General features: G+C 56.5%; 23 protein-coding genes. 14 read left to right on the plus strand and 9 right to left on the minus strand.

What is annotated here, in order from left to right:
• Positions 1-23: 23 nt before the first annotated feature.
• Positions 24-1,274, minus strand: coding sequence for an ABC transporter substrate-binding protein (locus QE432_RS25780; RefSeq protein ID WP_013637578.1), 1,251 nt, complete (start codon positions 1,272-1,274; stop codon positions 24-26).
• 135 nt (positions 1,275-1,409) lie between these two features.
• On the opposite strand from QE432_RS25780, the gene QE432_RS25785 reads away from it, so the two are divergent.
• Positions 1,410-2,348: an AraC family transcriptional regulator gene (locus QE432_RS25785; RefSeq protein WP_013637579.1), complete on the plus strand. Its 939-nt coding sequence runs from the start codon at positions 1,410-1,412 to the stop codon at positions 2,346-2,348.
• A 360-nt stretch (positions 2,349-2,708) separates the two neighbouring features.
• Positions 2,709-3,968, plus strand: a complete 1,260-nt coding sequence (locus QE432_RS25790) for a RhtX/FptX family siderophore transporter (RefSeq protein ID WP_373465234.1) — start codon at positions 2,709-2,711, stop codon at positions 3,966-3,968.
• 54 nt (positions 3,969-4,022) lie between these two features.
• On the opposite strand, the gene QE432_RS25795 is transcribed toward QE432_RS25790, so the two are convergent.
• Entirely contained in the window at positions 4,023-4,982 is a 960-nt protein-coding gene (locus QE432_RS25795) for a helix-turn-helix transcriptional regulator (protein ID WP_306627386.1), read from the minus strand.
• Between the two features lie 161 nt (positions 4,983-5,143).
• Here QE432_RS25795 and QE432_RS25800 point away from each other — a divergent pair, with 161 nt between their 5' ends.
• The 3 genes from QE432_RS25800 (at position 5,144) to htpG (ending at position 10,101) form a co-directional block, all read left to right on the plus strand.
• The gene (locus QE432_RS25800; protein ID WP_113049333.1) at positions 5,144-7,396 is read left to right on the plus strand and encodes a TonB-dependent receptor; all 2,253 of its coding nucleotides are present in this window, start codon (positions 5,144-5,146) and stop codon (positions 7,394-7,396) included.
• Between the two features lie 391 nt (positions 7,397-7,787).
• Positions 7,788-8,006: a DUF4172 domain-containing protein gene (locus tag QE432_RS25805; protein WP_025591705.1), complete on the plus strand. Its 219-nt coding sequence runs from the start codon at positions 7,788-7,790 to the stop codon at positions 8,004-8,006.
• A gap of 202 nt (positions 8,007-8,208) precedes the next feature.
• Positions 8,209-10,101: a molecular chaperone HtpG gene (gene htpG / locus QE432_RS25810; RefSeq protein ID WP_113049351.1), complete on the plus strand. Its 1,893-nt coding sequence runs from the start codon at positions 8,209-8,211 to the stop codon at positions 10,099-10,101.
• Positions 10,102-10,398: 297 nt separating this feature from the next.
• Here htpG and QE432_RS25815 read toward each other — a convergent pair whose 3' ends face one another.
• From QE432_RS25815 to QE432_RS25825, 3 genes are all read right to left on the minus strand, one after another.
• Entirely contained in the window at positions 10,399-11,118 is a 720-nt protein-coding gene (locus QE432_RS25815; protein ID WP_113049334.1) for a class I SAM-dependent methyltransferase, read from the minus strand.
• 29 nt (positions 11,119-11,147) lie between these two features.
• The gene (locus QE432_RS25820) at positions 11,148-11,858 is read right to left on the minus strand and encodes a YbhB/YbcL family Raf kinase inhibitor-like protein (protein ID WP_113049335.1); all 711 of its coding nucleotides are present in this window, start codon (positions 11,856-11,858) and stop codon (positions 11,148-11,150) included.
• Positions 11,859-11,946: 88 nt separating this feature from the next.
• Positions 11,947-12,840, minus strand: coding sequence for a helix-turn-helix domain-containing protein (locus QE432_RS25825; RefSeq protein WP_113049336.1), 894 nt, complete (start codon positions 12,838-12,840; stop codon positions 11,947-11,949).
• Between the two features lie 571 nt (positions 12,841-13,411).
• Between QE432_RS25825 and QE432_RS25830 the strand changes: the two genes are divergently transcribed.
• From QE432_RS25830 to QE432_RS25845, 4 genes are all read left to right on the plus strand, one after another.
• On the plus strand, positions 13,412-15,265 hold the full coding sequence (locus tag QE432_RS25830) for an ABC transporter ATP-binding protein (RefSeq protein WP_113049338.1): 1,854 nt from the start codon (positions 13,412-13,414) through the stop codon (positions 15,263-15,265).
• A gap of 551 nt (positions 15,266-15,816) precedes the next feature.
• Entirely contained in the window at positions 15,817-16,275 is a 459-nt protein-coding gene (locus tag QE432_RS25835; RefSeq protein WP_272870263.1) for a pyridoxamine 5'-phosphate oxidase family protein, read from the plus strand.
• Positions 16,276-16,442: 167 nt separating this feature from the next.
• The gene (locus QE432_RS25840; protein WP_019565897.1) at positions 16,443-16,760 is read left to right on the plus strand and encodes an ATPase inhibitor subunit zeta; all 318 of its coding nucleotides are present in this window, start codon (positions 16,443-16,445) and stop codon (positions 16,758-16,760) included.
• Positions 16,761-17,431: 671 nt separating this feature from the next.
• Positions 17,432-18,250, plus strand: a complete 819-nt coding sequence (locus QE432_RS25845; RefSeq protein ID WP_113049339.1) for a universal stress protein — start codon at positions 17,432-17,434, stop codon at positions 18,248-18,250.
• 105 nt (positions 18,251-18,355) lie between these two features.
• Here QE432_RS25845 and QE432_RS25850 read toward each other — a convergent pair whose 3' ends face one another.
• Positions 18,356-18,505, minus strand: a complete 150-nt coding sequence (locus QE432_RS25850) for a hypothetical protein (protein WP_306627390.1) — start codon at positions 18,503-18,505, stop codon at positions 18,356-18,358.
• Here QE432_RS25850 and QE432_RS25855 point away from each other — a divergent pair.
• From QE432_RS25855 to QE432_RS25870, 4 genes are all read left to right on the plus strand, one after another.
• On the plus strand, positions 18,494-18,592 hold the full coding sequence (locus QE432_RS25855; protein WP_306627495.1) for an alcohol dehydrogenase catalytic domain-containing protein: 99 nt from the start codon (positions 18,494-18,496) through the stop codon (positions 18,590-18,592). The two genes, QE432_RS25850 and QE432_RS25855, sit on opposite strands and share 12 nt — an antisense overlap.
• 201 nt (positions 18,593-18,793) lie before the next feature.
• Positions 18,794-19,177, plus strand: coding sequence for a zinc-binding dehydrogenase (locus QE432_RS25860; protein WP_306627392.1), 384 nt, complete (start codon positions 18,794-18,796; stop codon positions 19,175-19,177).
• A complete protein-coding gene (locus QE432_RS25865; RefSeq protein ID WP_306627506.1) occupies positions 19,129-19,431 on the plus strand; it encodes a hypothetical protein in 303 nt (100 codons plus the stop codon). The genes QE432_RS25860 and QE432_RS25865 overlap by 49 nt, the downstream gene beginning before the upstream one ends.
• Positions 19,416-19,781: a hypothetical protein gene (locus QE432_RS25870; RefSeq protein WP_113049340.1), complete on the plus strand. Its 366-nt coding sequence runs from the start codon at positions 19,416-19,418 to the stop codon at positions 19,779-19,781. The genes QE432_RS25865 and QE432_RS25870 overlap by 16 nt, the downstream gene beginning before the upstream one ends.
• A 152-nt stretch (positions 19,782-19,933) precedes the next feature.
• On the opposite strand, the gene QE432_RS25875 is transcribed toward QE432_RS25870, so the two are convergent.
• Positions 19,934-21,550: an MBL fold metallo-hydrolase gene (locus tag QE432_RS25875; RefSeq protein WP_113049341.1), complete on the minus strand. Its 1,617-nt coding sequence runs from the start codon at positions 21,548-21,550 to the stop codon at positions 19,934-19,936.
• Between the two features lie 396 nt (positions 21,551-21,946).
• Positions 21,947-22,474 (minus strand): Hsp20/alpha crystallin family protein, encoded by a 528-nt coding sequence (locus tag QE432_RS25880; RefSeq protein ID WP_113049342.1) that lies wholly within the window; start codon positions 22,472-22,474, stop codon positions 21,947-21,949.
• A gap of 296 nt (positions 22,475-22,770) precedes the next feature.
• Between QE432_RS25880 and QE432_RS25885 the strand changes: the two genes are divergently transcribed.
• Positions 22,771-23,607 (plus strand): universal stress protein, encoded by an 837-nt coding sequence (locus tag QE432_RS25885; RefSeq protein ID WP_306627394.1) that lies wholly within the window; start codon positions 22,771-22,773, stop codon positions 23,605-23,607.
• Between the two features lie 40 nt (positions 23,608-23,647).
• On the opposite strand, the gene QE432_RS25890 is transcribed toward QE432_RS25885, so the two are convergent.
• Complete coding sequence (locus QE432_RS25890; RefSeq protein ID WP_113049343.1) at positions 23,648-25,420, minus strand: heavy metal translocating P-type ATPase; 1,773 nt, start codon at positions 25,418-25,420, stop codon at positions 23,648-23,650.
• Between the last annotated feature and the right edge of the window lie 117 nt (positions 25,421-25,537).

The raw sequence follows: 25,537 nt of genomic DNA on the forward strand, positions 1-25,537 counted from the left end.
CCCGTCAGACGGCTTGGGAGGCGTCAGAGTTTGGCTGCGAAGGCTTCTAGGTCGTTCAGCGTCGCCTTGATGTCAGTGCGGCTACCGGTGATCAGCTCTTCCAGCATGATGCCCCACTGGTTGCCCAATTCCTGCCAGCGCGGATCCTGCCAGAAGGTGACGGTGGTCTTTTGACCGGTCGCCGCCATGGCGTCGGCAAGGTTCTGGCCAAAGGTCTTGGCGTATTCCGGGCTCTGATAGGTGCTTGTGCGTGTCAACTCGCCCGGCTGGCCGGCGGCGAGGCGGCGGGCTTCCTGTTCCTTGGATGTTGCCCAGGCAACAAAGAGACCAGCGCAGGCCTTTTCCTCATCTGTCTTGTTGGCCTTGGACGCGATTGCAAAACCATGGGCGTAACCGGCCCCCGGCAGCGGCGACGGCGGAACGGAGAACGCAACCTTGTCTGCAACCTGGCTCTGTGCCTTGTCGACGGACATGCCGCCAAGGGGTGCGGATTCGATGATGATCGCCACCTTGCCGGAGCGGAAGGCGCCGGTGGACTCGTCCCAAGAGCCGGTCTGAGTGCCCGGCGCCGAATATTTGAAGAGCTCGAGATAGGTTTCGGTCGCCTTTACCGCGGCATCCGAATTGAAGGCCGGCTTGCCGTCCTTGAACCACTCGCCGCCGTTTGCTTTGAAGAACGGCATCCAGCGCCAGACGTTGGCGCCTGAACCGCGCTGTCCGCGAAGCGCAGTGCCGTAGACGCCGTTGGCCGGATCATGCAGCTTCTGCACGGCTGCGAAATATTCGTCCCAGGTCTTCGGTGGCGCGATGCCTGCCTTTTCCAGGAGGTCGGTACGGTAGACCATCAGGTCGCCGCCACCCTGCACCGGTGCAAACCACTCTTTGCCGTCATAGGTCGCAGCTGCGCGCATACCGGCGTCAAAATCTTTGTAGTCGTATTCGGATGGATAAAAGCCATCAAGCGGGACGATCCAGCCAGACGAGGCAAAAAGCGCCAGATTGGCTTCATCAACATAATACACGTTGAAGCTTCCGACCGTCGAGGCGTCGGCCTGCGACTTCGCGCGGCGATCGTTCTCGTTGAGATAACTGATCTCGAAGCCTGCGCCGGAGAGCTCTTCGAACTCATCGACATATTTTTCGAGAAGGGTCAGTCCGTCGCGCGGCTGCGCCAGGACACGCACGTCGCTGGTGCATTGTGCGGCGGCAAAAGCGCTGGATGCTGCAAATATGGCGATAACCGCGCAACCGGCGCGGAGAGCGTTGAGTGTCATGATGTCCTCCCTGAATGGCAACTCCCTTGCCATCGACCAGCCCACATTTACGCAAGCGACGGGCGCGTACTAGTTTGCCTCCGTCACAGAACTGGTATTATATTGACATTTGTGCGCTGAAACATGAGCAATTGAATGCCTATTGCATCAGACTTTCCTCAGACGGTCTCTGAGACTTTCACCGCCACGCGCGAGCAGATCGTCTTACCCGGAGGCGCTTCCTATCTGATCCGGAGGGACGACTATCCCAATCCGATCTGCATCTGGAACTATCATCCCGAATGGGAGATTCACTTCATCCCTGACGCTTCAGGATTTGCTTATGTGGGGGACTATATCGGCCCGTTTCGGCCTGGGCATCTGGTGCTCACCGGGACAAATCTGCCGCACAACTGGATCACACCCGGTGCACCGGCTTTGCCAGGCCGAGACATGGTCCTGCAATTCGACGCGGATGCCCTAATCGGTATTCGCGCAGTATGCCCTGAGTTTGAAGTGCTCCACCGGCTGAAGCCTCTGGCCCAACGGGGGATCGAGGTTCTGGGCGCCGACGCGCTCTTGATTGGAGCGAAGATTCTCGAGCTTCACGCGGTGGGACACCGTGGTGGGCTCGGGCTGTTTTTAGAGATACTGGAGGCAATCGAAGCGGCCACCGAAAAGAGGTTGCTCGCCAGCGAACACTTCATAGCGGTCTATAACCAGGTGTCGGACCGCAGGCACCGCCGGATCGACCAGGCAATCCAGATCCTGCAATCGGATCCTGGTGCGCAGATGCATGAAGTGGCTGCGATGGTTGGTTTCGAGCCGTCCGCCTTCTCGCGTGCCTTTCGGCGCCTAACCGGCATGAACTTTTCTGACTACAGCCGATCCGTCCGCGTCTGGCGAGCAAGAACCCTTCTCGCGGAGACCGAAATATCGATCACCGATATCTGTTTCGAGGCGGGCTTCAACAACCTGTCGAACTTCAATCGCTATTTCCGGATGGAGATGGGACTCACGCCCCGGGCCTACCGAAAGGCCGCGCGCATAAGAGCCAAGTCCGTCATTGGAGGAGTGCCGGTTAAGTCCATTTAATGGTGGTCGCGCCGAGATATCATCGATCCCTGGGACTGCAATCGGTTTTTATCGTATCACCGCCGCTTCGATATGTCGGCCTCTTCGCTAACAACAAAACTGGCATCTCCATTTCCCTGAACCAGTCTTGCGAGGGGGGTGGCAGCCGGCCGCTGCATTTGTTGCTTCAGCTCTGTCGCATCGAGCGGCTGTTCGCAATTGTCCTAGTCGGGTTCGCCCATATCCAAGCATTTGCTTGCCGGTGAGATAAAGACGATTAAAAAATATTCCTGTTTACGCTCCGGGACAGACCGGCGTTTGAAGCGCTGAAAACCTTACCTGGGTCTGTGGTGTTCCGGGCTCATGAATTCGGTTCTTGCAATGGCCCAAATCGACGACGCGATTCCTGGCGACACCGTTTCGACTTCGACGTTCGAACGGCGGTTGATGTATGTGCTGGGCGGTCTTTACCTCGCTCAGGGGATACCGACGTATCTGCTCTTGGTGGCCCTGCCGCCGATCATGCGCGAGAGTGGGGCATCGCGCACGTCTATCGGCCTATTCTCGCTGCTGATGCTGCCGCTCATCCTGAAATTTGCGGTCGCACCGTTGGTGGATCAATGGTCTCCGTTACCCAAGCTTGGCCATCGCCGCGGCTGGGTTGTGCCGACCCAGCTTCTCGTCAGCGCCGGTATCGCTTCCATGACGCTGGTGGATCCGAGTGATGCCACGGTCCTTTTTGCAATCTGCATATCGATCACGCTCGTCTCCTCAATCCAGGATATTGCAACCGACGGCTACGCCGTAAGATGCCTGACCGACAAGACGCGCTCGCTGGGGAATGCCGTGCAGGCGGGTGCCGTAGCGCTGGGCGTAATCGTTGGCGGGACGGCGGCACTGGTGGTGTTTCATGTCGCTGGATGGCGCACGATGATACTGCTGGTAGCCGCGCTGTCGTTGCTGCCCCTTCTTGCAGCCCTGGCGATGCAGCCGGAAGCGCCCACGGTTGGCAAAGAAAAAAAGCGCGCAAGCCTTGCTGGTTTCTTCCGCCGTCCGAGTGCCTGGCTGATCTTGGGATTTGCGCTGACATACCGGGCGAGCGAAGGTCTCGTGCGCGGGATGGAAGGCACCTATCTGGTTGACAGCAAGGTCCCGGCTGACTGGATCGGTTACCTCTCTGGCGGAGCGGCGGCAACGGCGGGCCTGATCGGCGTGGGTATCGCTGCTTCCATTATCCGCAAGGTTGGCCTGACGACAACGCTTATCCTGCTGGGTGGCCTCAGAAGCTTGTGTTTCCTCGCCTTCACGCTGAATGCGTCCGGCGTCTGGCCCGGCATGTGGGTGGCGATGTCGGCCTCGGCATTCCAGACGCTGATCCGCTACATGGAGCTGGTAGCCATCTATTCATTCTTCATGAAGAACTCTTCGGACGATCAGCCAGGAACGGATTTTACCATTCTCACCTGTGCCGAACTGGTCGTCTACATGGTTGGTGCATCCGCAGCCGGCCTGGTTGCCGACCGGATGGGTTATTCGGCGCTGTTTTCGACGGCAACAGTTCTTTCGCTTGTCGGAATGGGACTTTCCGTCTGGTTCCTTGGAAGGATCGGACGCGGTTCAGGCGCGTCGCTACGGCGATGATGACAAGCGGCCGGAGTGACGCTTTCCAGCAGTGTCACGAGACGACTTAATTCCTCACAGGTTTTTTGCCTCGTCAGGCGCCGTCATGCGGCGCAGGTCTGTCGGGCGTATTCCGTAGCGACTGCGGAAGGTGCGATTGAAATATGACAGGTCGTTGAAACCGACGCTGTAGACGATCTGGCTGATCGGAGTTGCGGTGTTCTCGGCAAGAATCAGGCTCTTGGCGAGCACCAGCCGCCGCTCCAGCACGTAGCGCGAAAAGGTCGTGCCTGTCCGACTGAAAAGTTTCTGGATCGCGCGCGGTGTGATGCCTTCGGTGCGTGCCACATCAGCTATCGAAAACGCACCGTCGGCAAGATTTTCCTCAACCATCGCCTTGATCGCTTCAATGCGGTTTTGCGGAACTGCCGAAGGCGCAACCTCGTTCCCATATCGGGCGAGAACGGGAAGCAGGGAGTAGAAGTGCGCCACCATCATGGTGGCATGCTCTTTGTCCTGATGGTCCTGTTGAAGAAGATATCCTGCATAGTGGGTCAACAACTGCAATGGCAGGCATTCTGCTGAAAAGGGCCGCAACAAGATCCGGTCGATCGACTTTCGTGCAAGGGTGAGGGCGGCATGGGGAAGATGGGCGCAGTCGAGTCGCCCGCCTTCCGGCAAAATAATTTCCGATGCCATATCCGTAGGAAGGATGATGACATCACGGGGTTCCAGTTCGAAAGTGTGCTTGCGATGATGGACAATCAAGGTTCCGTCAGTTGCACGCAACATCGCGATATCGGGCCTGCCGATCCCATGAGCTGTCAGCCGCAAGGGTGTTTTGGGCAGGTAAACGGTTGCGAGAGAAAGGTTTTCGTGTTTCCAGACAAGGCCGGTGACGCCCGCCAGATCACCGTCTTCAACGGTGATTGTTGCTTCTCCCAACATGTCCAGAAGGATTGTGCGGCAGACCAGTCTGCTTTCTGGATCAGGTAGCGAGAAGGTTCCAAGTTTCAGGGGGCGGACAACTTCCATGAAAAATCAAACCTGTCTTTGCTGTTGATGTTCGCATCTATCCAAATCGGGTTCGTTCCCATCCAAGCCCGGCGGTTTCATAGCGCATAAAACATGATCAAAACAGTCTTGTATTTTCCGGGGCACGACTTGGAAGATATTTTTTGCGCATTGGGGGCGACATGATCGGAAAGTGGAATGTCGGCGTTAGTCTTGTGGCTATCGTCGTCGCAATCGGGGGCGGCAACAACGCCGTTCAGGCGCAGGATACGTCTCAGAACGCGCAATCAGACAATGGTTCTACGGTGCTGGAGGCGATCGTTGTAAGTGGCAACCGTATACCCCAGCAAGTCTCGCGGACGGCGCGAACGATTTATGTCGTTGATGCACAGGCCATCGAGGCCGAAGCCCGTTCAGGCAAGTCGCTTCAGCAGATTCTTGCTGAGAGAGTTCCAAGTTTCGACCCCGCCAGCGAAGGTGCGCGCACAGCCTATGGCCAGAACCTGCGGGGACGCACGGCCCTCATTCTCATCGATGGTGTTTCGATGAACTCGGCGCGCTCCCTGAGCCGCCAATTCGATTCAATCGATCCTTTCAATGTCGAGCGTGTCGAGGTTCTGTCTGGCGCGACGGCAATCTACGGCGGCAATGCAACAGGTGGTGTCATCAACATCATCACGAAGAAGGGGAAAGATGCGCCGGACGGTTTGCGCGGTGAAGTGACGGCGGGCCTTGGCAGTGGCTTTGGCCGTACCCGTGACCTTGACCGCAACGGTGCAGGTGCCGTGACCTATAACAGCGAAAACTGGGATGCGCGTTTCTCCATCGCCGGCAACCAGACGGGAGGCTTTTACGACGGCTCCGGCACGATGCTCACCCCCGATATTACCCAGACTTCCACAGCATTCAACAAGCGCATCGATTTCATGGGTAGTGTCGGTTTGCAGATCGATGACGACAGGCGCCTCGAGGTGTCCGGCCAGTTTTATGACAGCGCCCAGGATTCGCCATTCGGGCTTTATCTTGGCGCAGGCCTTGCCGGGATCCGCAATTCCAACCTGGTTGAAACGCGGGACGGATACCGATCGGATTTCGACCCCCGCACGCGCCGTACCATGGTAAACGCGACTTACACCGACAATGATTTCCTGGGGCAGGAACTGCTTCTGCAGGGCAGTTTCCGGCGGGAAGAAATCCGGTTCCACCCGTTTCCCGGTAGTGCGATTTTCTCCCCCTTCGTCTATTTCGGCGGTAGCTCGCAGGATACCGATTACTATAGCCTGAAGGCAGCGATGATCTCGGAGCCGCTGGACGGGCTTAAGGTGACATATGGCATCGACGCCGACCGGGATTCGCTGAGTTCCAAACAGAACGTCTTCGATTTCCTGACAGTCGCGACGACCGGTGCGATGGACTTCAGGACACGCGGCATTACCGGGCTTTATCCCGATATCGATGTCTCGACCCTGGCCGGTTTCATCCAGGGATCTTATGAGGCGACGGACCGGCTGACGGTCAACGGTGGTGTGCGTTATCAATATGTCACCACCGACGTATCGAGCTTCGCCGGCGCGGCACAGCAGGTCGCCGTTCTCAACCGGGTCGGCTCCTCTGTGGATCCCATTCCCGGCGGGGAAGTCAGCTACGATGCGGCTCTGTTTAACGCCGGCGCGACCTATGAGCTGACCGATACGCAGCAAATCTATGCCAATTTCGGCCAGGGTTTCGAGCTTCCTGACCCGGCAAAATACTACGGGATCGGTAGCTATAGGCTTGTCGGGGGCCGTTACGTCCTCCTGGACAGCGTCAATGTTGCCGACTCCGCACTCCAGGCGATCAAGACCAACTCTTTTGAAGTCGGTTATCGTTTCAATGACGATAGCTTCAGCTTCCAGACCGCGGCATATTACTCGCTCTCCAACCGATCCATCGAGTTGAACCGCACGACCCTGGCTGTTGATGTCGTTGATCGTGAGCGACGTGTCTATGGTCTGGAGGCCAGCGCCAGCGCGACACTGGATTACGGGTTTGATGTTGGCGCATCCGGTCACTGGGTGAAGTCGGAAATCAAGTCTGACGGTAACTGGGAGAAGGAAAGCATCGGTACCGCCAGTGTTTCCAAGCTCGGCAGTTATATTGGCTGGACGAAAGATAACTTCAACATCAAGCTGGCCGGGCAACATGCCTTCAATCTCAGCGACGACGACAGCCGGAAGATTGATGGTTACACCCTGTTCGATCTAACGGGTGCCTATCGCTTCGAAGCGCAGGACACAACGCTTCGCTTCGGCGTGATGAACCTGTTCGACAAGGATTACACAACCATATGGGGCGCGCGCGCCAACGCGCTTTATGGTGCTTTGGCCAATGAAGCCGTGTTTGACTACAAGGGACGCGGACGCACATTCGCCGTTTCATTGACGAAAGTTTTCTGATGGATCATCAGGGCGGCATGTGGCGGGGATATTTACTCCCGCCACGTGCCGCCAGGTCAGCGCAATGACCGGTCTGACCTGCTATGGTGCCTTCAATCTCCATGGCTGCGGAACAGCGGGCTTATCGGGAGGGCGCGCGCGTTCTGGGCGCGGGCGCTGAAGGAGCAGCGGCAGTTTCGATATTTCTAAGGCTCGCAGTGGTGGAAAGATCGCGGTTGGTGACATGTCGGCAATGCGTCAGGCATCGAGTGTCTGGAAGCCGCCGTGTGTGAATGTCTGTCTTGCACATCTCCCGCGCTTCGATTTCTGACCCTGTCGGACAATGGCCGGGCAGGGCTTAAAAACGAATTTGCGGCCCAACTTTACCCCATCTGCAATGTGGAACGATAGGATGGGGCAGACGCCCGTTCTCCGGGACGGCGAGGTTATCGGTGCTGTTCGCCATTTCAACGAGGACAACAGCAAACAACGTTGTATCGAGTTGCTGGGCGATGAAGCGGTCAAGACCTCAGAAGTTGAGGGGGGAATTTATGGACCGCGTGAGTGTCCAGTCATCATTGCGCCGGAGTTTCGGTCGGTAACGGTTATATCTCTGCTGACTTACCGGTAAAAAGCTACCGAATGTCATCTTTTTCGCAGCACTATTTGCGCGGAGGTTGTTGGCGCAATCTTAAAGGCTCACGAAAACTGACAATCGGAAACAATCTAGTCGAAAGACGATCCAGGAACGCTGGCGCAAGCGGTAGATAGCGCTTGAAATATGACTCTGGAAAAACCATTTGACCGGCGATTTATGTGCAATGGAGGTATCAATGACGACCGTACAAGAGCGCCAGCCCGAGCAACACGTATTCGAAGCCGATGTCAGCCGACTTCTGCACATGATGGTGCATTCGGTCTACTCGGACAAAGATGTATTCCTGCGCGAATTGATCTCGAACGCGGCGGATGCCTGCGAAAAGCTGCGGTATGAGTCGATTTCCAAGCCGCAACTCTCGGCCGATGGGATCCAGCCGGGAATTCTCGTGACGCTCAATGAAGAGGCGCAGACACTCGTTGTCGAAGACAGCGGCATCGGCATGGACCGCGACGAGATGATCGACGCGCTCGGTACGATCGCGCGCTCGGGGACAAAAGCATTCATGGATCGGCTTGAGGCGGCCAAAGCTGGAGAGAAAGCGCAACTGATCGGCCAGTTCGGCGTCGGCTTCTATTCATCGTTCATGGTCGCTCACCGGGTCGAAGTAATCTCGCGCCGCGCCGGCAAGGACGAGGCCTGGAAATGGTCATCCGACGGCAAAGGAAGCTATGACATTGCTGCGGTCGATCCGGGACAAGCACCGACACGCGGTACTCGCGTCGTGTTACATCTCTTGGAAGATGCAAAGAAATATACGAGCAAATGGACGGTGGAGGAGATCATTCGAAACCAGTCCGGCCACGTCCCCGTACCTATCCGTCTGGTCGAGAAGGAGGGTGCCGAGCCCTCACAGGTATCAGATGGGGCAGCGCTATGGATCAAGCAGAAGAACGAAATATCCAAGCAGGATTATGTCGATTTCTATCGGAGCGTTTCAGGCCAGTACGACGAGCCGCTGAGTAACGTCCATTTCCGCGCTGAGGGCCGACACGAATATACGACTCTTGCCTTCATACCCGGTTCTCAGCCATTCGATGTGTTTGATCCGGACCGACACGGTCGGATGAAGCTCTATGTGAAGCGCGTCTTCATAACCGATGATGCCGAACTGCTACCGCGCTATCTGCGCTTCGTCCGTGGCATCGTTGATACTTCGGATCTGCCGCTCAACATCTCCCGCGAGATGATCCAGGAAAGTCCGGTCCTCGCGGCCATCAAAAAGGGCGTGACGAGCCGGATCCTTTCCGCGCTGGAGAAGATGGCCGAGCACGACGGCGAGACCTTTGCCAAGTTCTGGGATATGTTCGGGGCTATTCTCAAGGAAGGCATCTACGAGGACTTCGAACGGCGCTCACAGTTGCTGAAGCTGGCACGCTTCCGCAGCACCGCATCGGGCGAGGCGACACGCAGCCTGGCTGACTACCTGGCCACGATGAGGGAAGGACAATCGGCGATCTATTATATTAGCGGCTCCACTTTGGACCAGCTGAAATCGTCGCCGCACCTTGAGGGTTTCCGGGCCAAAGGGATCGAAGTCCTCCTGCTTACAGATGGCGTCGATAACTTTTGGCCGACCAATGTGCCAGATTTTGAAGGCAAGCCATTTAAATCTGTCACCCAAGGTCTTGCCGATCTGAACACTGTTGCCGGGGAGGGAGGCGCTGATGAGGCTGGTCGGCAAGCTTCTCCCGAGGTTGGAGCCTTCATCGATTTCGCGCGAAGCGCCCTCGGTGAGGAGGTTGCTGACGTGCGTATTTCTGATCGGTTGACCGAAAGTGCGGTCTGCCTTGTAGCGTCGGATTATGGCCCCGACCGCCAACTCGAAAAACTCCTGAAAGGCGCCGGGCGGTTGCAAACAACGTCGAAGCCGATCCTGGAGATCAATGGGCAGAGCGAACTTGTGAAAAACATTGCTTCAATGGACGATCAGGCGTTTCGCGAGGATGCTGCGTGGCTTTTGCTTGACGAAGCCCGCATCCTTGACGGGGACAAACCAGCCAACCCGCGCGCGTTCGCCGATCGGCAGGCCAGGTTATTTGCCCTTGCGATGAGATCCGGTAATTGACAAGCCTTTGCAAGGCGGCCTTTGGCTGCCTTGCCAACACTCGGCCGAAGAGGACGATCGGTGGTTGCCGATGGTGCGCAGGTTATCAATGAGTGTGACTGCGTTTTCTCAGATGATGCATCATGACAGCGCCAATTGCGCCCGGCACAGCCCCTTCAGTGCCGCTTTACCCTCTGGAAGATGCAACTGCACTGCAGAGCCCACCATAAGTCATCATTGGAACTGTAAACTGCCAGGGGCCCGTTATAGAACCCCTGCAGATTTCATAAACCGCTGATGCCAGGTCTTGCTGCTATCTCAAAGGTTCGTAGTGGCTGGCGGCTCGCCCTGACGTCGGCCACTGAGCACCGCGAAACGCCATGCTTTGAAGCTGCAATCCACCTCGGAAAATCCCGTATCGTGCATCCATTGCAACTGGTTCTCGATAGGGGAGCAACGATCGTGGGACATCCGCTCGAGCGCTTTGGTGATTTCCTCTTCGGGTACGCCCAGCCTCCTGACCTGTTGCAGCCAGATACGGGCGTAACGGGCCTCTACCTCGCAATCATGGCCGAGGACCTGCTCGGCGTTGACGAACAGGCCACCCTCCGACAAGGCGCTCCGAATTTCACCGAAGAGATGCTTTTTCGCGGCGTCTTCCAGATGATGGATCGCCAGCGCTGAGATGATGAGATCCCACGGACCGCCGAGTTCGGTATCGGACATGTCGGCCACGGCATAGGTAATGGCCGGATTGCCATCGAAGCGTTGCCGGGCCTGCTCGAGCATCTTTTCGGAGGCATCGACGAGGTGGATCTGGGCATCGGGGTGGCGGGCCAGCAGCATTGCCGTGAAAAGGCCAGTGCCAGCGCCAAGATCGAGCACACGCAGTCTCTCGGCGTCCCGCCAGTCGTCGATCAAGTCGAGCGCTGTCCCGTAAAACGTATCGAAACAGGGAATAAGGCCGCGCCGAAGGGCGTCGTAGCCGGATGCATCCCGATTGAAGACGGGTAAGGACGAAACATTTATCGGTGCCATGGTGTGTCTGAACCTTTTGGGATTGTAATCTACTTCGCCGTGGCGGCGGGGATCAGGCTCGGGTTCAATGAATATGTCGCTGTCGCCTTGCCGCTTGCAAGGATGTGGCCAGCCATGGCTTTTTCCACGTCTTCGCCAGTGAACGGCCCGGAAAGGCCCAGTGTCACAACGTCGAGCGCGACCACTTCAAGGATGTAGCGGTGAACGCGCTGATCGTTTATGGGCGGGCAGGGGCCGTCGTAACCACCATAGGTGCCTGCCATGCCATCAGTTTTGGCCAGAAAACTCGTATAGACATTGGCGCCGCGCAGTCCGTGTGGTGTCAATCCGACCGGCTTGCCGCCCAGCACGAGACCATCGCTTTCCGTACCTTCGCCGATGGATATGATGCCGGCGGGAATATCGGCCAAAACCCAGTGGAAAACGTTGATCCGCGGCGCGTCGTCTGGAATCGTGGTGCCAGGTTTATTGATGAGGCTAAAATCGAGTGGTACGTCCGGATCGGTCATCAGTAACACATAAGATCTGGTGCCCTCTGGGCCTGCCGACCATGAGACCCCCGGGCTCACGTCCTTCGCCCCTTTTCCGGGCGGGCAGAAGGCGGCGGAATCTGAAAACCGGCCAGAACCGTCAAGCCCTTCGATCTTTACGGACAGCGTGGAGTCCGCGGCCATGGGCGCTGTCGCCGAAAATGCGGCGGCCACAATGGCAGCGCATATGCTTCTTTTATTCCTGTTCATCTCGTCTCGCCTGGTTGATTTCAGTCGAGCATAGGGAACGATGCCAGTGCGGGTGGGCCCGATCTGATCAGCAATGAGCCTGAAGCGGTCAGGCTAATGGTTTTTTACGTGTCCTGCGAACGGTCGAAGGAGCCTGTCCGAAGGCATCCTGGAAGTGCCGCGAGAAGTGTGAACGCGATGCGTAGCCGGTAGCGGCTATTGCGTCGGCGACATCGGCATCCCGATCCGAGAGTATGAGGTAAGCGGCATGCATTCTTTCGGTGAGCAGCAGCGCGCGTAGTGAGTGGTTTTCGTCCCGTAGTCGCCGCCGCAGGGTGGCCTCTGACATCGACAGGGAAGCGGCGACCGCGGCGGTTGACCACGCGTGATCGAGCCGGTGGCGGATCAGGAGGCGCACTGCCTCTGTGACTGAGCGGTCGACATATTTGGGCATCAATGGCAGCGCACCCTGTTCGGCCAGGATAAGGAGAACCTCGAGAACACGGTGATCTACGACGCGCCGGGAAAGGTCGAGCGCACCCGCCAGCGCCTCGCCACTATGGATGATTGCCGAGCAGAGCGTTGGACTGATCGTGATGGGCGAGCCGAGGGGTATGTCGCGCTTGGTGAGTTGCGGCCAAAGGCGTGCCGCCTCAATGACCAGGGTGCGAGAGAAGCGGACGAAGAGGGCGCGATAGACGCCAGTGTCGGCATCTGGTTCATTGACAACATCAACCTCCGCACCGGCCGGCAGCACGAAGGCGTCGCCGGCGTGGTAGATATCGCGTTTCGCGCCCCACAGCACTTCTTTGCGGCCTTCGATGACGATGACGAGGCCGGCTGCGGGCATGCGGAGCTCGGAAATGGTTTCCCTGTGACGGGCGACGAAGGCCGAGATGAAGGGTGGATCTTCGTTTTCGAGCATCAAGCGCGTGTCGCGCTCGGCCAGCGGGCGAAGGGCATCAACGAGACGCCGCCGTAGTGTTTTGTCGCTGTCACGCATTGAACAAGCTATCTCGAAATTGGATCAGGCGTCATTGCTATGTTGAAATCAAGTCGCTGTCGATACGCCGCCGAAGGGCGCTTAAAACGGAAAGGTACTGTCTGCCATTGGCGATCTTTTGGAGGGCTACAACGTCTGAAATGGTCGGATATTGCAAGCCGGCAAAGCGCCGTTATCTTGGTCGTAGAGGTTGTCATCGCGCGCCTAAACGCAGAGTGCGGCACGCCTAAACGATTGGACTTAAGTTCAGAAGTAATCAAAGTGTTAACCGCGTTTGACGGCAGCTATTTCACTCTCGCCGCCATAAATCAGACAGTCCGGTCCCGGCCCAAGGCGAAAATAACTTCCGTTTTGGACCGTCGGGTTGCCCATTCGATCCGGCAGAGGTGCATCCCAAAGCGGTCACTTATGTTTCAGTATGATGGAGTTGCTGGCCGAGATGTGTTGGATTCGTGGCGTTGGCTCGTGCCGGGTGTCGGCTTAGGGAACGAGGTCACGATTGATGCCGTCGCAGAAATGCTAAATTATGCCGAGACCCTCTGATCTTTCCTCAATTGGAGTTCGAGCTCTGATGTCGATTTCCGATACGATCTATCGACCCTTTGAAACGCTGATCCAACCCCTCGACATCCCCTATCAGCCGTTGCCCGCGAAAGGCCCGGTGGCTGTTCTCCTGCACTTCATCCGGATGTTCCGCGGCATCCTGCTCGTGCTCGCCCTTTCCACAATGGCAATCGAGGCCATGAATCTGACGATTATTTGGGGACTATCGGTCATCGTTGATGGCGTGACGAAACAGGGCGCAAGCGCCTTCCTGCACAATGAATGGTTGCTTCTGACCTTGCTTGGCCTGATGCTCTTTCCCGCAATCCCGATTGGCTCCTTTTTCGTCAACACGCTGAACTCGCATACGCTTGGCATTGATATGCCTGCCGCCATTCAGTGGCAGGGCCACAAGGCGGTGGAGCGGCAGGATCTGGCCTTTTTCCATGATCTCTATGCTGGTCAGGTCGCCTCACGTCTGCAGCAGGTGGCCTCTGCCGTGCAGCAGCAGATCATATCGGCCTTCCAGTCCATCCCGCGCTTCGTGATGCAAATGGCTGGGTCGGTCATTCTCTTGAGCGCTCTCTCCTGGCAGCTCGCCTTGCCGACCATCGTCTGGATCACGCTTAACGTTCTGCTCGCTATCAGGCTGGCACCTGTATTTACCGAGCGCTCGCGCCGTTCCGCCAAGCGGCGCAGCCTGATTTCTGGCGCGATCACCGATCTCTACGGCAATATGCAGATGGTGAAGCAGTTTGCCGCCGAAGACAGCGAGGCGGGCGCTATCCGCGGCATTATTGCCAAGGCCATCAGTGCCCAACAAAGTGAACAGCGGATCTACCGCACCTCGGAGGTCATTGTCGTTGTCCTCAACATGATGCACTGGCTGGCGATACTCTCGATCGGATTTACCGGGCTTGTCGATGGTTTCGTCACGATCGGCGAATTCACGGCTGCCGTTTACGTCCTCAGCCGGCTGTCTGCTCACACCTTCACGTTCCTACAGATGGGCCAACAGATCTTCCAGGCAGTCGGTACGATCAAGGACGCCATGCCCGTCATGACGACACCGCCCACCATCACCGATCGTCCAGACGCAGCGGATCTTACCATTCGCCATGGCGAAATCCGTTTCGAGAACGTCCGTTTCGCCTACAAGACTGGCAAGCCGGTTATCGATGATCTCTCGCTGACGATCCGTCCCGGTGAAAAGGTTGGACTCGTCGGGCTATCGGGGGCTGGCAAGACCACACTCGCCAATCTCCTGCTGCGCTTCTACGATATCCAGGACGGCGCGATCCTGATCGACGACAAGGATATTCGCTCGGTCACCCAATCAAGTCTGCGCCGCGTGATTGGCGTTATAGCCCAGGATGTGTCGCTGCTGCATCGTTCGGTCGGCGATAATATCCGCTATGGGCGGCCGGAGGCGAGCGCGCAGGAGGTGGAAGATGTCGCCAGAATGGCTGCTGCCGACACCTTCATAACAGAACTCTCCGATAGCGATGGCCGCAAGGGCTACGACGCCTACGTCGGTGACCGCGGCATCAAGCTGTCCGGCGGCCAACGCCAGCGTGTCGCGATCGCCCGCGTTCTCCTGAAAAACGCTCCGATCCTGATCCTCGATGAAGCAACTTCGGCCCTCGACAGTGAATCCGAAGCCGCGATTCAGGAGAAACTTGATCTTGTGATGCAAGGCAAGACGGTTATCGCCATTGCCCACCGCCTATCGACCATCTCCAGCATGGACCGCATCGTCGTGCTCGAAAACGGCCGCATAATAGAGGAAGGCCCGCCGGGGGAGTTAATTGAAACCAATGGTCTTTTCGCGCGGCTGTGGCAGCGGCAGACGGGTGGATTTATTCCTGACGACATCAACTGAACCCGCGTTTGCGATAAAACCCCAGTTATTCGCGACGCATTTCGGAATTGTTTGCTGAACAGATGGTCTGCTTCACGGTGAATAGTGTTGCTTCTCCAAAGGGCAGCAGACTCGGCTCCCTGTTTAACCTGAGCGTGGCGCGTTCTTCCTCCGGTCAATCGTGGCCAAAGGACAACTCAAATCGATATCGCAAATTGATCCTGCTGGATTGGGGTGGCCAGCACGCACCTGGCACAACTATGGAACCCGTCCAGCGCTCGGCGATCAAACCTCATCGCCCACAGGAGGCGAAAATCGGATAGAAAAAGGGGTCAATGTTCCGTGCTGATTTACGGGCTCTGCGTCGTCATAAGGTTCTGCGATTGATAAAGGTCAATGGCGGATGGCTGATATTTCTATTTACTAATGGATACGCTGCACCGAGATGAAAATGTAGAAACGGAAAAAGTACTTCGGACGCGGGATTTCCCGCGTGGCGGAGCGACGTTTGTACATCTCCAGATGCAAGCTCCATTTCTGAGTACGGGAGGTAAGCGGTGCTGGTCCGAGAAATGACGCACAACGAGTGTCTCGCCGTCATCGCAGTCCAGAGGCTGGCGCGAATGGCGTGCGCGAGGGATAATATCCCTTATGTTGTTCCAATATATTACGCATATTCGGGAAACAGCCTTTACGCGTTTACAATGCCGGGAAAGAAACTTGAATTCCTTCGGTCAAACCCTCGTGCCTGTTTGCAGATCGACACTCCGGAAGGTGCGCATCAATGGGCGAGCGTCATAATCGACTCTTCTTTTCGGGAGTTGCCAGACGAAGACCCTCCAGTTCGGGAACGCTTACATGCTTGGGAGCTGCTTGCGGAACACTTTGACTGGTGGGAACCCGGCGCCCTGAAACCTCGATCTGAACCTCGTCGAGGGACCTCTCCACACGTCTTTTTCGCACTGGATATCGTGACTTTGAGTGGTAGAGAGGCGAGAGAGGGCCAGCCGGAGCGTGTTTTGTCGCAATAGGCGGCGCTGGACTCTTGTGCACTGACCTGTCCGCAGCAGTTTTGTCGGCGTGTACATGGGGCGTTTGTTGCTTTGGGCGCCGACGGGTCGAGATTTCTGCCGCACTTTCTACGCAATCGGCCAGATTCGGGTGATCCCGAAGGCCGCGATTTGGGGAGAAGCGTACCATGACGATCTACGATGAACGCGAGAGAGCTGCAGAGAGGCAATATGTCCTGATGGCTGAGAAACCGTTCAGAATTCGCGCCAGGCGTGACAAAATGCTGGCGAGTTGGGTGGCCACGCTGCTCGGTCGCGATATTGCGCGTTGTCTTGAGGACATTATTGAAGCTGATTTTGCACGGGGCGACGAGGGTGTCTTGAAAAAACTGGAAAGCGATCTGGCGATCCTCGGGCTTTCGGATACACGTAATTTGATACGGCACAAAATGCAAAAATGCTTTGCCGATGCGGTAAGGGACGTTGAAGGCTCAGTGAACCAATAGACGAACTAGACCATTCCATCGTGAGACAAACATCAACGTGCCGGATCGATTTGGGTAGTTAAAGCAGAATGCGTAAAGCGACCGCTGATACTTAGCGGCCTTTGCCGAAACGAGGGTCAGTGCGAAGCTGACGGCTGATGATGAGCCTGCCAAGCTTAAGTTCATCACGATCAACTGGAACACAGATATTTCTCAAGATGCGGCGGAAGTCCACGTCGAGAAGGGCTGGATAATCTCAGGCATGAGATCAAATGGAAAGATAAAAAAGAAGCGGCTGTCGATCGAGTGCAAGCCTTGCGTGGTGTATCCGATCGGCAGGTAATGCTGTAGTGATACGTCGATGCCTGAACAGGGTTTAGGCTGCAGGAAGTCCAGCTTTGGCGGCGTCAGGCGTTTATTTTATCGCGAATGATTGCGTGACTTTTTAACCCGTGTGCACTTCGGCGCTTCTTTTCCATGTCGCACCGTTTCCAAAATGTACGGGTGACTTGCACTAGGCCACACCTGCACCGCAGGACTGCGGGCACGGCAGAATTTTCGCGTGCTGGCTAGCGGTGTCGCTCAAATGTTACCCTTTCCCACCGGAATTTCATCGAATGGTCCATTGACGAGGATCAAGGCTATCTCACCGCAACTGCTTCATCCTGAAGTGAAAGTTCAGGAGGAACAAAATGAGCTTCGCTACGCTATTGCAGATCACGACAGGTGAGCCTGCCTCGCCCGAGTCAAACATGGATTTAAATTTGGCCGATGCGATGGAAAGCCATCTTTCCGTGCTGTTGATCGGCATTGCTCCACCACCCCCCGTCGGTGCCCATATGGAGAGCGTGTCAGCAGCGTGGTTAGACGAGCGGCAGGCCGACCAAGACAGGCTGGCACGGCAAGTATTTGCTCTCGAAAATTATCTGAAAGGCAAGATTTCTTCGTTTGATATTGAGGAAGCCTATACCGAAATATTCAATTTGGACAATGTTGTCGGGTATCGAGCGCAATTCGCCGACGCTGTTGCGATCGGCCCGGATATTCTAAACGATCCTGGCGTGCGTGATGCCATCCTTGACGGAGCTCTTTTTCACGCCGGTGTACCGATTTTGGTCGATCCCTTGCGCAGCCTTTCTTGGGACAAGAACTCCGTTCTGATTGCCTGGTCTGATGCGCCGGAAACAGCTGCGGCCGTTAGGGCGAGCGCTCCCTTTTTGAAAAGGGCGCGGTCTGTCGAGATCATTGTTGTCGATCCTGACGACGATCGGGAGCTGGCGCCAGGATTGCGATCGTATCTATCTCATCAGCAGATTAGTGCTTCGATTGAAAGCATAAAGAGCGAAGGCCGGACGATAGCCGAGACGATCGAAACCTATGCGGAGCGCTTGCAGTCAAGTCTCATCGTCATGGGCGCATACGGCCACTCCCGGCTGCGCGAACGTATTTTCGGCGGCGTCACGCGCACTATGATCGAAAACACCAGGCGGCCCCTCTTTCTGGCGCGATAATACCTAAAAAAAGGGACTTGGCGCATTCGGGGGCCGACAGACGACCAGCGCAGCTTCTTATCAAGAGGAAAAGAAGATGAAAGCGCTCGTTTCTCAAGGACCAGGTCAGAAGGCGCTCATCGAAAGGCCGATTCCCGCCGTTCGCGCCGCAACCGATGCGCTGGTGAGAATGACTACAACGACGATTGCGGCACGGACCTGCATATCCTCAAAGGTGACGTTCCAAGGTGTGCACTGGGCCACATCCCTGAGCATGAGGGTGTCGGTATCATCGTGGATGTGGGCTCTGCTGTATCGCAATTCAAAAAGTGCGACAGGGTGCTTATTTCCTGCATTTTGTAGTGTGGCAAGTGTGAACTGTTGCCGGCGGGGAACGTATTCGCATTGTGCCACCGGCGGCTGGATATTGGGCAATACGATCGATGGCACGCAGGCAGAATACGTGCGTATTCCGCATGCCGAGAGCGGTCTTTATCCCAACTCACCAGGTGCAGATGAAGACGCCCTTGTCATGTTAAGTGACATCCTGCCAACGGAATTTGAATGCGGCGTCCTCAACGGCAAGGTTCAACCCGACAATACGATGGCGATCGTCGGCGTTGGGCCGATCGGATTGGCAGCGCTCTTGACGGCACAATTCTATACACCTGCCGAGATTGTTATTTTGATCTGGACGATCACCGGCTTGAGACGGCCAGACAAGTCGGTGCGACCCGGACCATCAGTGCCGATGATCCCGACGCAGCAGCACGTATTCTTGACCTGACCGACGGCAAGGGCGTCGATCCTGTGATCGAGGCCGTTGGCGTGCCCGCCACATTCGAGTTTTGCCAGGAGATCACCGCACCACGCGGCTGGTCGTTACCGTTGCCACCCCAATGCTGCTGTGGACCTTGGCGTCCGGAAAGGTCGACGCGAAGAAATTGATTACTCATCATTTCAGGCTTGACGATATTCTTGGTGCCTATGACACGTTCAGCCGTGCGGCCAGCACCCACGCGCTCAAGGTCATTATCGAGATGCAAACGGAAGAGGAAAATGTACGCAGATCTGGCCAGTCCAGCGCAGAAGGCCTGGTCGAGGACGGTGTTGATCTGGTCACCTGGACGGGTCTGTCCCTTCATATCGCTCTGTGCCACATAATGATGAGGAGCGTCTGCGGGAATTGTTCTCCCTTGTAACACCGCAGGATTTGCGCTTCCGCTTTTTCGGCGGCATCGGTAAAGTAAGTCACGAACGTCTTGTCGCGACGACCCGCTTCGACCATCGTTCGACAGAGAATTATCTGGTTTTCGCTGGCGATACAAATATCCTCATTGCGTCGGCGATGATGGCCTGTGATGCGTCGTGGTTGAAAGCGGAGGTCGCCATCGCAGTGAATGCGCAATACAAGAACAGGGGGCGTTGCTTCGGTATGTTGCCGATGAGGCCAGAGCAAAAGGCGTCCGCACATTGCAGTCAATCGAACGTCGCGAGCATCATGATGCGGTTCGGCTTGAGCAGGAGCAGGGTTTGTGGCCAAACCTTTTGAAGGAGATGCAACGCTGGTTTTGATCGAAACGAATCTCACGTAACGCACCTATCGGGAAGCTCTTTTTGTGGCGCATTTCCGGTAAAATGGTGAGTGGCGTGCCTCTGGAATTAAGTCAGAAACCAGAATAGATCGCGCTGGACGATTTCCTTTTAGTCCGATGCACTCTGCGGGCCAGCTTCATCAAGAGTGCGTCTTATCTTGCGGAGGATGACGCCCCTTCGTTTTTCGTCGGCTGCCTTTTCCAGCTGGTCCTGCAGGTCCAGAATCAGAGATTGAAACTCATTGCGCCAGTCCCGGCATCCAACCCGTACCGGTTTAATCCGCGGCAATCCTTGCCGCGTGTAGGTGGCAAGGGTGCCATCGGATGTGAGGTGGTAGGTTGCGTTCAGCTCGGGTTCGATGATTTTGAGCGACGGGTCCATTGTCGCGAGACGCGTATTGAGACCGGCAATGGCAGGGCGCTCGCCGTGGACGAGGAAAACGCCCTGTTTCACAGGCAACCGGGCAGCCACCCAAGCCGCCAGCTCCGGCCCGTCAGCGTGACCGCTATAGACGTCGAGTTTGCGTATGCTCGCTCGCACGACGATCTCCTCACCCTGGATACGGACCCTGGGTGCTCTTTCCTCCAAAATCCGGCCCAACGTGCCTGACGCCTGATAGCCGACCAGCAGAACCGTCGCTTCCTCACGCCACAACCAGTTCTTCAGACGATGGCGAATGCGCCCTGCCTCGCACATGCCGCTTGCAGCAATCACGATGTGGAAACCTTTCAAGTTGTCTATGGATTTGGATTGCTCTGCGGTTTCCGTGAAGTGAATTTGCCGCGAGCTGAGCGCACGCACGAGAAGATCGCCATTTTCAAGCTCACGGGCATGACGAATAAACACTTCGGTAGCGCGCGTTGCCAGTGGTGAATCTATAATTATCGGGCATTTGGCGATAGCGCCCCTGTCCAGCAGACTGACAAGATCTGCCAGGAGCTCCTGCGTGCGTTCGACGGCAAACGAAGGAATGAGAAGTGCGCCATTGTGATGACGCGCGGCAAGGCAAACTTCGTCGCGCAGCATTATCCGCCTTTGCGCTATGGAGGGATCATGTCTGTCAACATCGCCATAAGTGCTCTCGCACACCAGATAGTCCAGCCCTGACGGACCCTCTGGAGCGGTATGGAAAAGTTTGTGCTGCGGCCCGATATCGCCGGAGAATAGGATGCGCTGACGATCCTGACCGTCTCCGACTTCGATTTCAACAGAGGCGGAGCCGAGAAGATGTCCGGCCTTCCAGAAACGGAACCGACATCCTGGCGAAAGCACCATCCACTGTTCCATTGGGTGTGCACGCATCTGGATGAGGGCAGCGGCCGCGTCCGTTGCTGTATAGATCGGCTCAACCGGTTTTCGACCACGGCGTTCGTTCCGCCGATTGAGCTGATCGACTTCCATTTCCTGGATATGGCCTGAATCCAGCAGCATAACCGCACACAGATCAAGTGTCGCAGCGGTACTATAGATTGGACCACCGTACCCTTCCTTCACGAGCTTCGGCACGAGCCCTGTATGGTCTATGTGGGCGTGGGTGAGAATGACGGCCGTTAATTCCACAGGCGCGAACGGGAAGGGTCGGTAGTTGAGTTCTTTTTCCGTTTTGGATCCCTGAAACAGCCCGCAATCGATCAGCACACGTTCGTCGCCGCTTTCAAGAAGAAAGCAGGAGCCTGTTACCGTGCCAGCTGCGCCATGGAAGGTAATTCGGGGACTGTATGACATGTGACCACCTCACAAACACTCGCGCCTAAACGACCGGGGCGGGCAGTTGTGGCGCCAGCGCTTCGGGAGTTTCCGTCATTGTGCATTGGTCAGCAAAAGGATACTGGTGACCTATACCCCACTTTCCAGTGCGACCTCCACGACCTTGGTCGGATCGACAATGCCTCCTACAGCGGGTCGACGTAGCAATTGCTCGCCGCATCGAAGCCAACGGTTCCTTGGCGGCGCGCGATGCCGGGAGACGCTTAGAAAGCTCGTCTCTGCCGCGCACGACAAAGATATCCTCAATCCCGATTAGCTAGATTGAGAAAAGCCTCTTGTCGTGACGGACAATCGGAACTGGAAAAATGGCGCGCTCGGTACGCGCCTTTAGTCATCTTGCTGTCCTTGTCGAAATCAGGCAGCCTTGATCTCGATCGTCTTTTCGTTCTTCTTTACTTCTGCACTTTTCGGCAGCTTGATCTTGAGAAGGCCGTTTTCAAACGTCGCCGCCACCTTGTCGACATCGACGTTTACCGGCACGGAAAAGCTTCGCTGGAAGGAGCCGTAGCGACGTTCTGAAAGATGATATTCTTTTTGTTTGTCTTCTTTTTCTTCCTGCTTTTCACCACGGATCGTCAACAGTCCGTTTGAAAGCTTGACCTCAATGTTCTTTGGATCGAGGCCGGGGCATTCGGCAATGACCTCGTAGGCCTCATCTTTTTCGACGAGGTCGACCGCCGGCGAGGCGCTCCATCCTTTCAGGCTTGGAAAAACCCCGCCGAATAAGGAGCTGTCGGGCGCATGCCTTGATGTGGGTACGAAACCGTCGAAAAGGCGATCGATCTCGGAGCGAAGCGTTTCGAGCGGGGGCCAGAAAGTTCCCGCCGGTTTCACCGGCGCTTCGTCGGTCTTCGCCGGAAGTTTGGTTTGGGCCACAGCCATGATATTTCTCCTCAAGTTGAAGAAAGTGACGGTTGAAACGGCGACGTGACGTCGTTTCAACATTTTGCGGCGCTTCATTGAGCGTCTCGATTGAACCGCACTGCAATCAGATCCGCATTGACAGGGATCAACGGAACTATTCACCCTCTCCAGGCTCTAGATCGTTACGGTAGGCACGTTGTGAAGATCGATAGGGGATTTGGAATTTCTCACTCGTGATTGACGAAGATCATCGCGGGTCTGCAATGCTTTACACACACTCTGCTCATTGAGTTGATCATCAATGGGAAGGAGCCATGTCCATGTCCGTCAAAACAATACTTTCTGTCATCGGTGCACATGATGCCGCGGCAGATATCAGTCAGGCGATCGAACTTGCCCGCGAGCTAGACAGCCATCTTTCCATTCTGGCCCTCGGCGCGGCGCTCTCGCCTGTTACCGCCGACTATCCCGTTACAACGGTCTGGCTGGAGGAGCGGCAAAACGAAATTGACGAACTGATGAAGATCAGGAAGGAAGCGGAGAATCTTTGTAATAAAAATGGTGTCACCTACGACGTCAATCAACTTTATGAAGACCGTTTTATCCTTGAAAGCAATCTCTGCATGCGGGCCATGTGTGCCGATATCGTCATCGCCGGGAATGGTATACGTAGAGATATCGAGCTTCGCAAAACGGTCATGGCGGCAACGATATTCGCCGCTCGCAGCCCGCTAGTGTTTTTGGCAGCCCAAGGCAGAACAAGCCTGAAGCCGAAAAGAGTGCTCCTGGCCTGGAATTCCCGGCCCGAGGCAGCACGCGCGGCCAAGGAGGCTTTGCCGATGCTGGTGCGTGCGGATGCGGTTCATATCGTTCTTGTTGATCCGGACGCATCCTATCTCTTCAATGGCGGAGAACCGGGAGCAGATATCGCGACCTTTCTTTCTCGCCACAATGTCAAGACCGTCATCGAACAACTGGCGAGTGCTGACAGAAGTACCGAAGCAGTTATACAGCAGCGCGCACGTGAGATCGGTTGCGACGTCATCGTCATGGGGTCATATGGCCATTCACGACTGCGGGAGCGGATTTTCGGGGGCGTCACGGCATCGATATTGGAAGAGTGCCACTTGCCGGTCTTTTTCGCCCGATAGAACTATCGTATCTGCCGGAGAGTTGCGCTTTCAGGTAATACTATAAAGCGACTACGGGCGCCCTTGCTCGGGTTAACCAGCTTTTTATTCGAAGGGCGCGCAACGCATTAAGGACGACCGCAACGTCAATCGCTTCCTGAACAAGCGCGCCCTCGACTGGTCTGAGATACCCGAACGATGCAACGATCATGGCGACTACGGATAGTCCGATTCCGGCCACGACGCTCTGCATCGCTATGCGCCGGCATTCCCTGGCGATCCTTACGCCGTCACCGATGGGTTCCAGCCGTTCGGCAAGCAGAACCGCATCGGCTGCTTCCACTGCTGCTGCCGAGCCGTGGAGGCCCATGGCCAGTCCGATATCCGCCGCAGCGAGTGCCGGCGCATCGTTTACCCCGTCGCCAACCATCATGGTAGGCGCTTGGCGGACTTCCTTTTGCACCAGCTCGATCTTTTGCAGTGGCGTAAGTTCGGCCCGGATTTCATCGAGTGGTAAATCCTTGGCTACGCTGCGCGCCACATCGGCACGATCGCCGGTCGCAAGAATCATTCGGTTCACCCCGAGCCGCTTAAGTTCGACCAGGGCTTCTCCAGCGCCCTCGCGTAGCGCGTCGCTAAAAAGCAGTGTGCCGGCAAATTTTCCATCGACAGCAATCGCGGCGGTCATCACTTCGGCCTGACCGAGAGTTGGCACATCGGCTACCTTCGAAGCAATATAGTTCAGCCCTCCTATGGAAACCTGCGTGCATCCAATCGTGCCTGAAATCCCTTCGCCCGGTTTTTCCGACACGTGCGTGGGCGGCGTCAATGCAAGGCCGCGGTCAAGGGCGACCGCAACCACCGCGCGCGCCGCCGCATGGTTGGAGCCCTGATCGAGAGAGGCAGTCAGCCGGAGCAGATCGTTTTCATCCGCTAATGCATTAATGACTGCAAGATGCGGCCGACCGTCGGTCAGAGTTCCAGTCTTGTCAAGAATGAGTGTTCGCACTTGCCCAAGCTTTTCAAGAATATCGGCCCCTTTTACGATGAGCCCAACACTCGCTGAGCGCGACATGCCTGCCGTCCAGGCAATAGGTACGGCCAGGATGAGAGGGCATGGGGTCGCCACGACCAGCACGGCGACCGCACGAACCGGATCACCAGTCAGTAGCCATGCAAGACCCGCTATCGAAAGCGTCGTCAGGAGAAAGGCAAGGGCGTAGCGGTCAGCCAGACGCGACATATGTGCCTTGCTGTTGTGAGCAGCCTCGACCAGCCGGATGATTCCGGCGTAGGTGCTTTCGCTTGCCGGTTTGGTGACAATCATTTCGAATAGGTTGCCGGCATTGGCAGACCCGCTCATGACAGGCTGTCCGCGTTTTCTGTTGACGGGTAATGCTTCGCCGGTGAGTGCCGCCTCGTCCAGGACGGCATCTTCTGCAAGCGTGCCGTCAGCAGGCACAATGTCACCCTGTCGCACCACAAGCCGATCGCCGGTTTCGACCGCCTCGATGGTGACTTCATCCAGATTTTCGCCCCGACGCCGTGTTGCCAATCGCGGTGCCCGCTGGAGAAGCGCAGTCATCTCCCGCCGCGCACGACCTTCGGCAACGCTTTCCAGATATTGGCCGCCGGAATACATCAGAGCGACGACGGCGGCAGCCAGATGTTCGCCGAAAATCAATGCCGAGCTCATTGATAACAGCGCGATCGTATCGAGTCCGAATTCCTTTCGCCGAAGGCTGACGAAAATCTGTCCCGTAAGCGCAAGGATCACAAGAATGGTCGTAGCTATCAGCGCGGTATCGTAGACAACATTGAAACCACCAAGCATCCCGATGAGGGCAGTTGCAAGTCCCCCGAGCGAGGTGACGACTAGCGCTGGACGTAGTCGCTTCAATATATCGGCAAGGGAGTGATTGCGCATTATGGCCCTCCACGATGGATGTCA

The sequence above is a fragment of the Agrobacterium sp. SORGH_AS_0745 genome, assembly GCF_030818995.1.
GTDB classification, from domain to species: Bacteria; Pseudomonadota; Alphaproteobacteria; order Rhizobiales; family Rhizobiaceae; genus Agrobacterium; species Agrobacterium tumefaciens.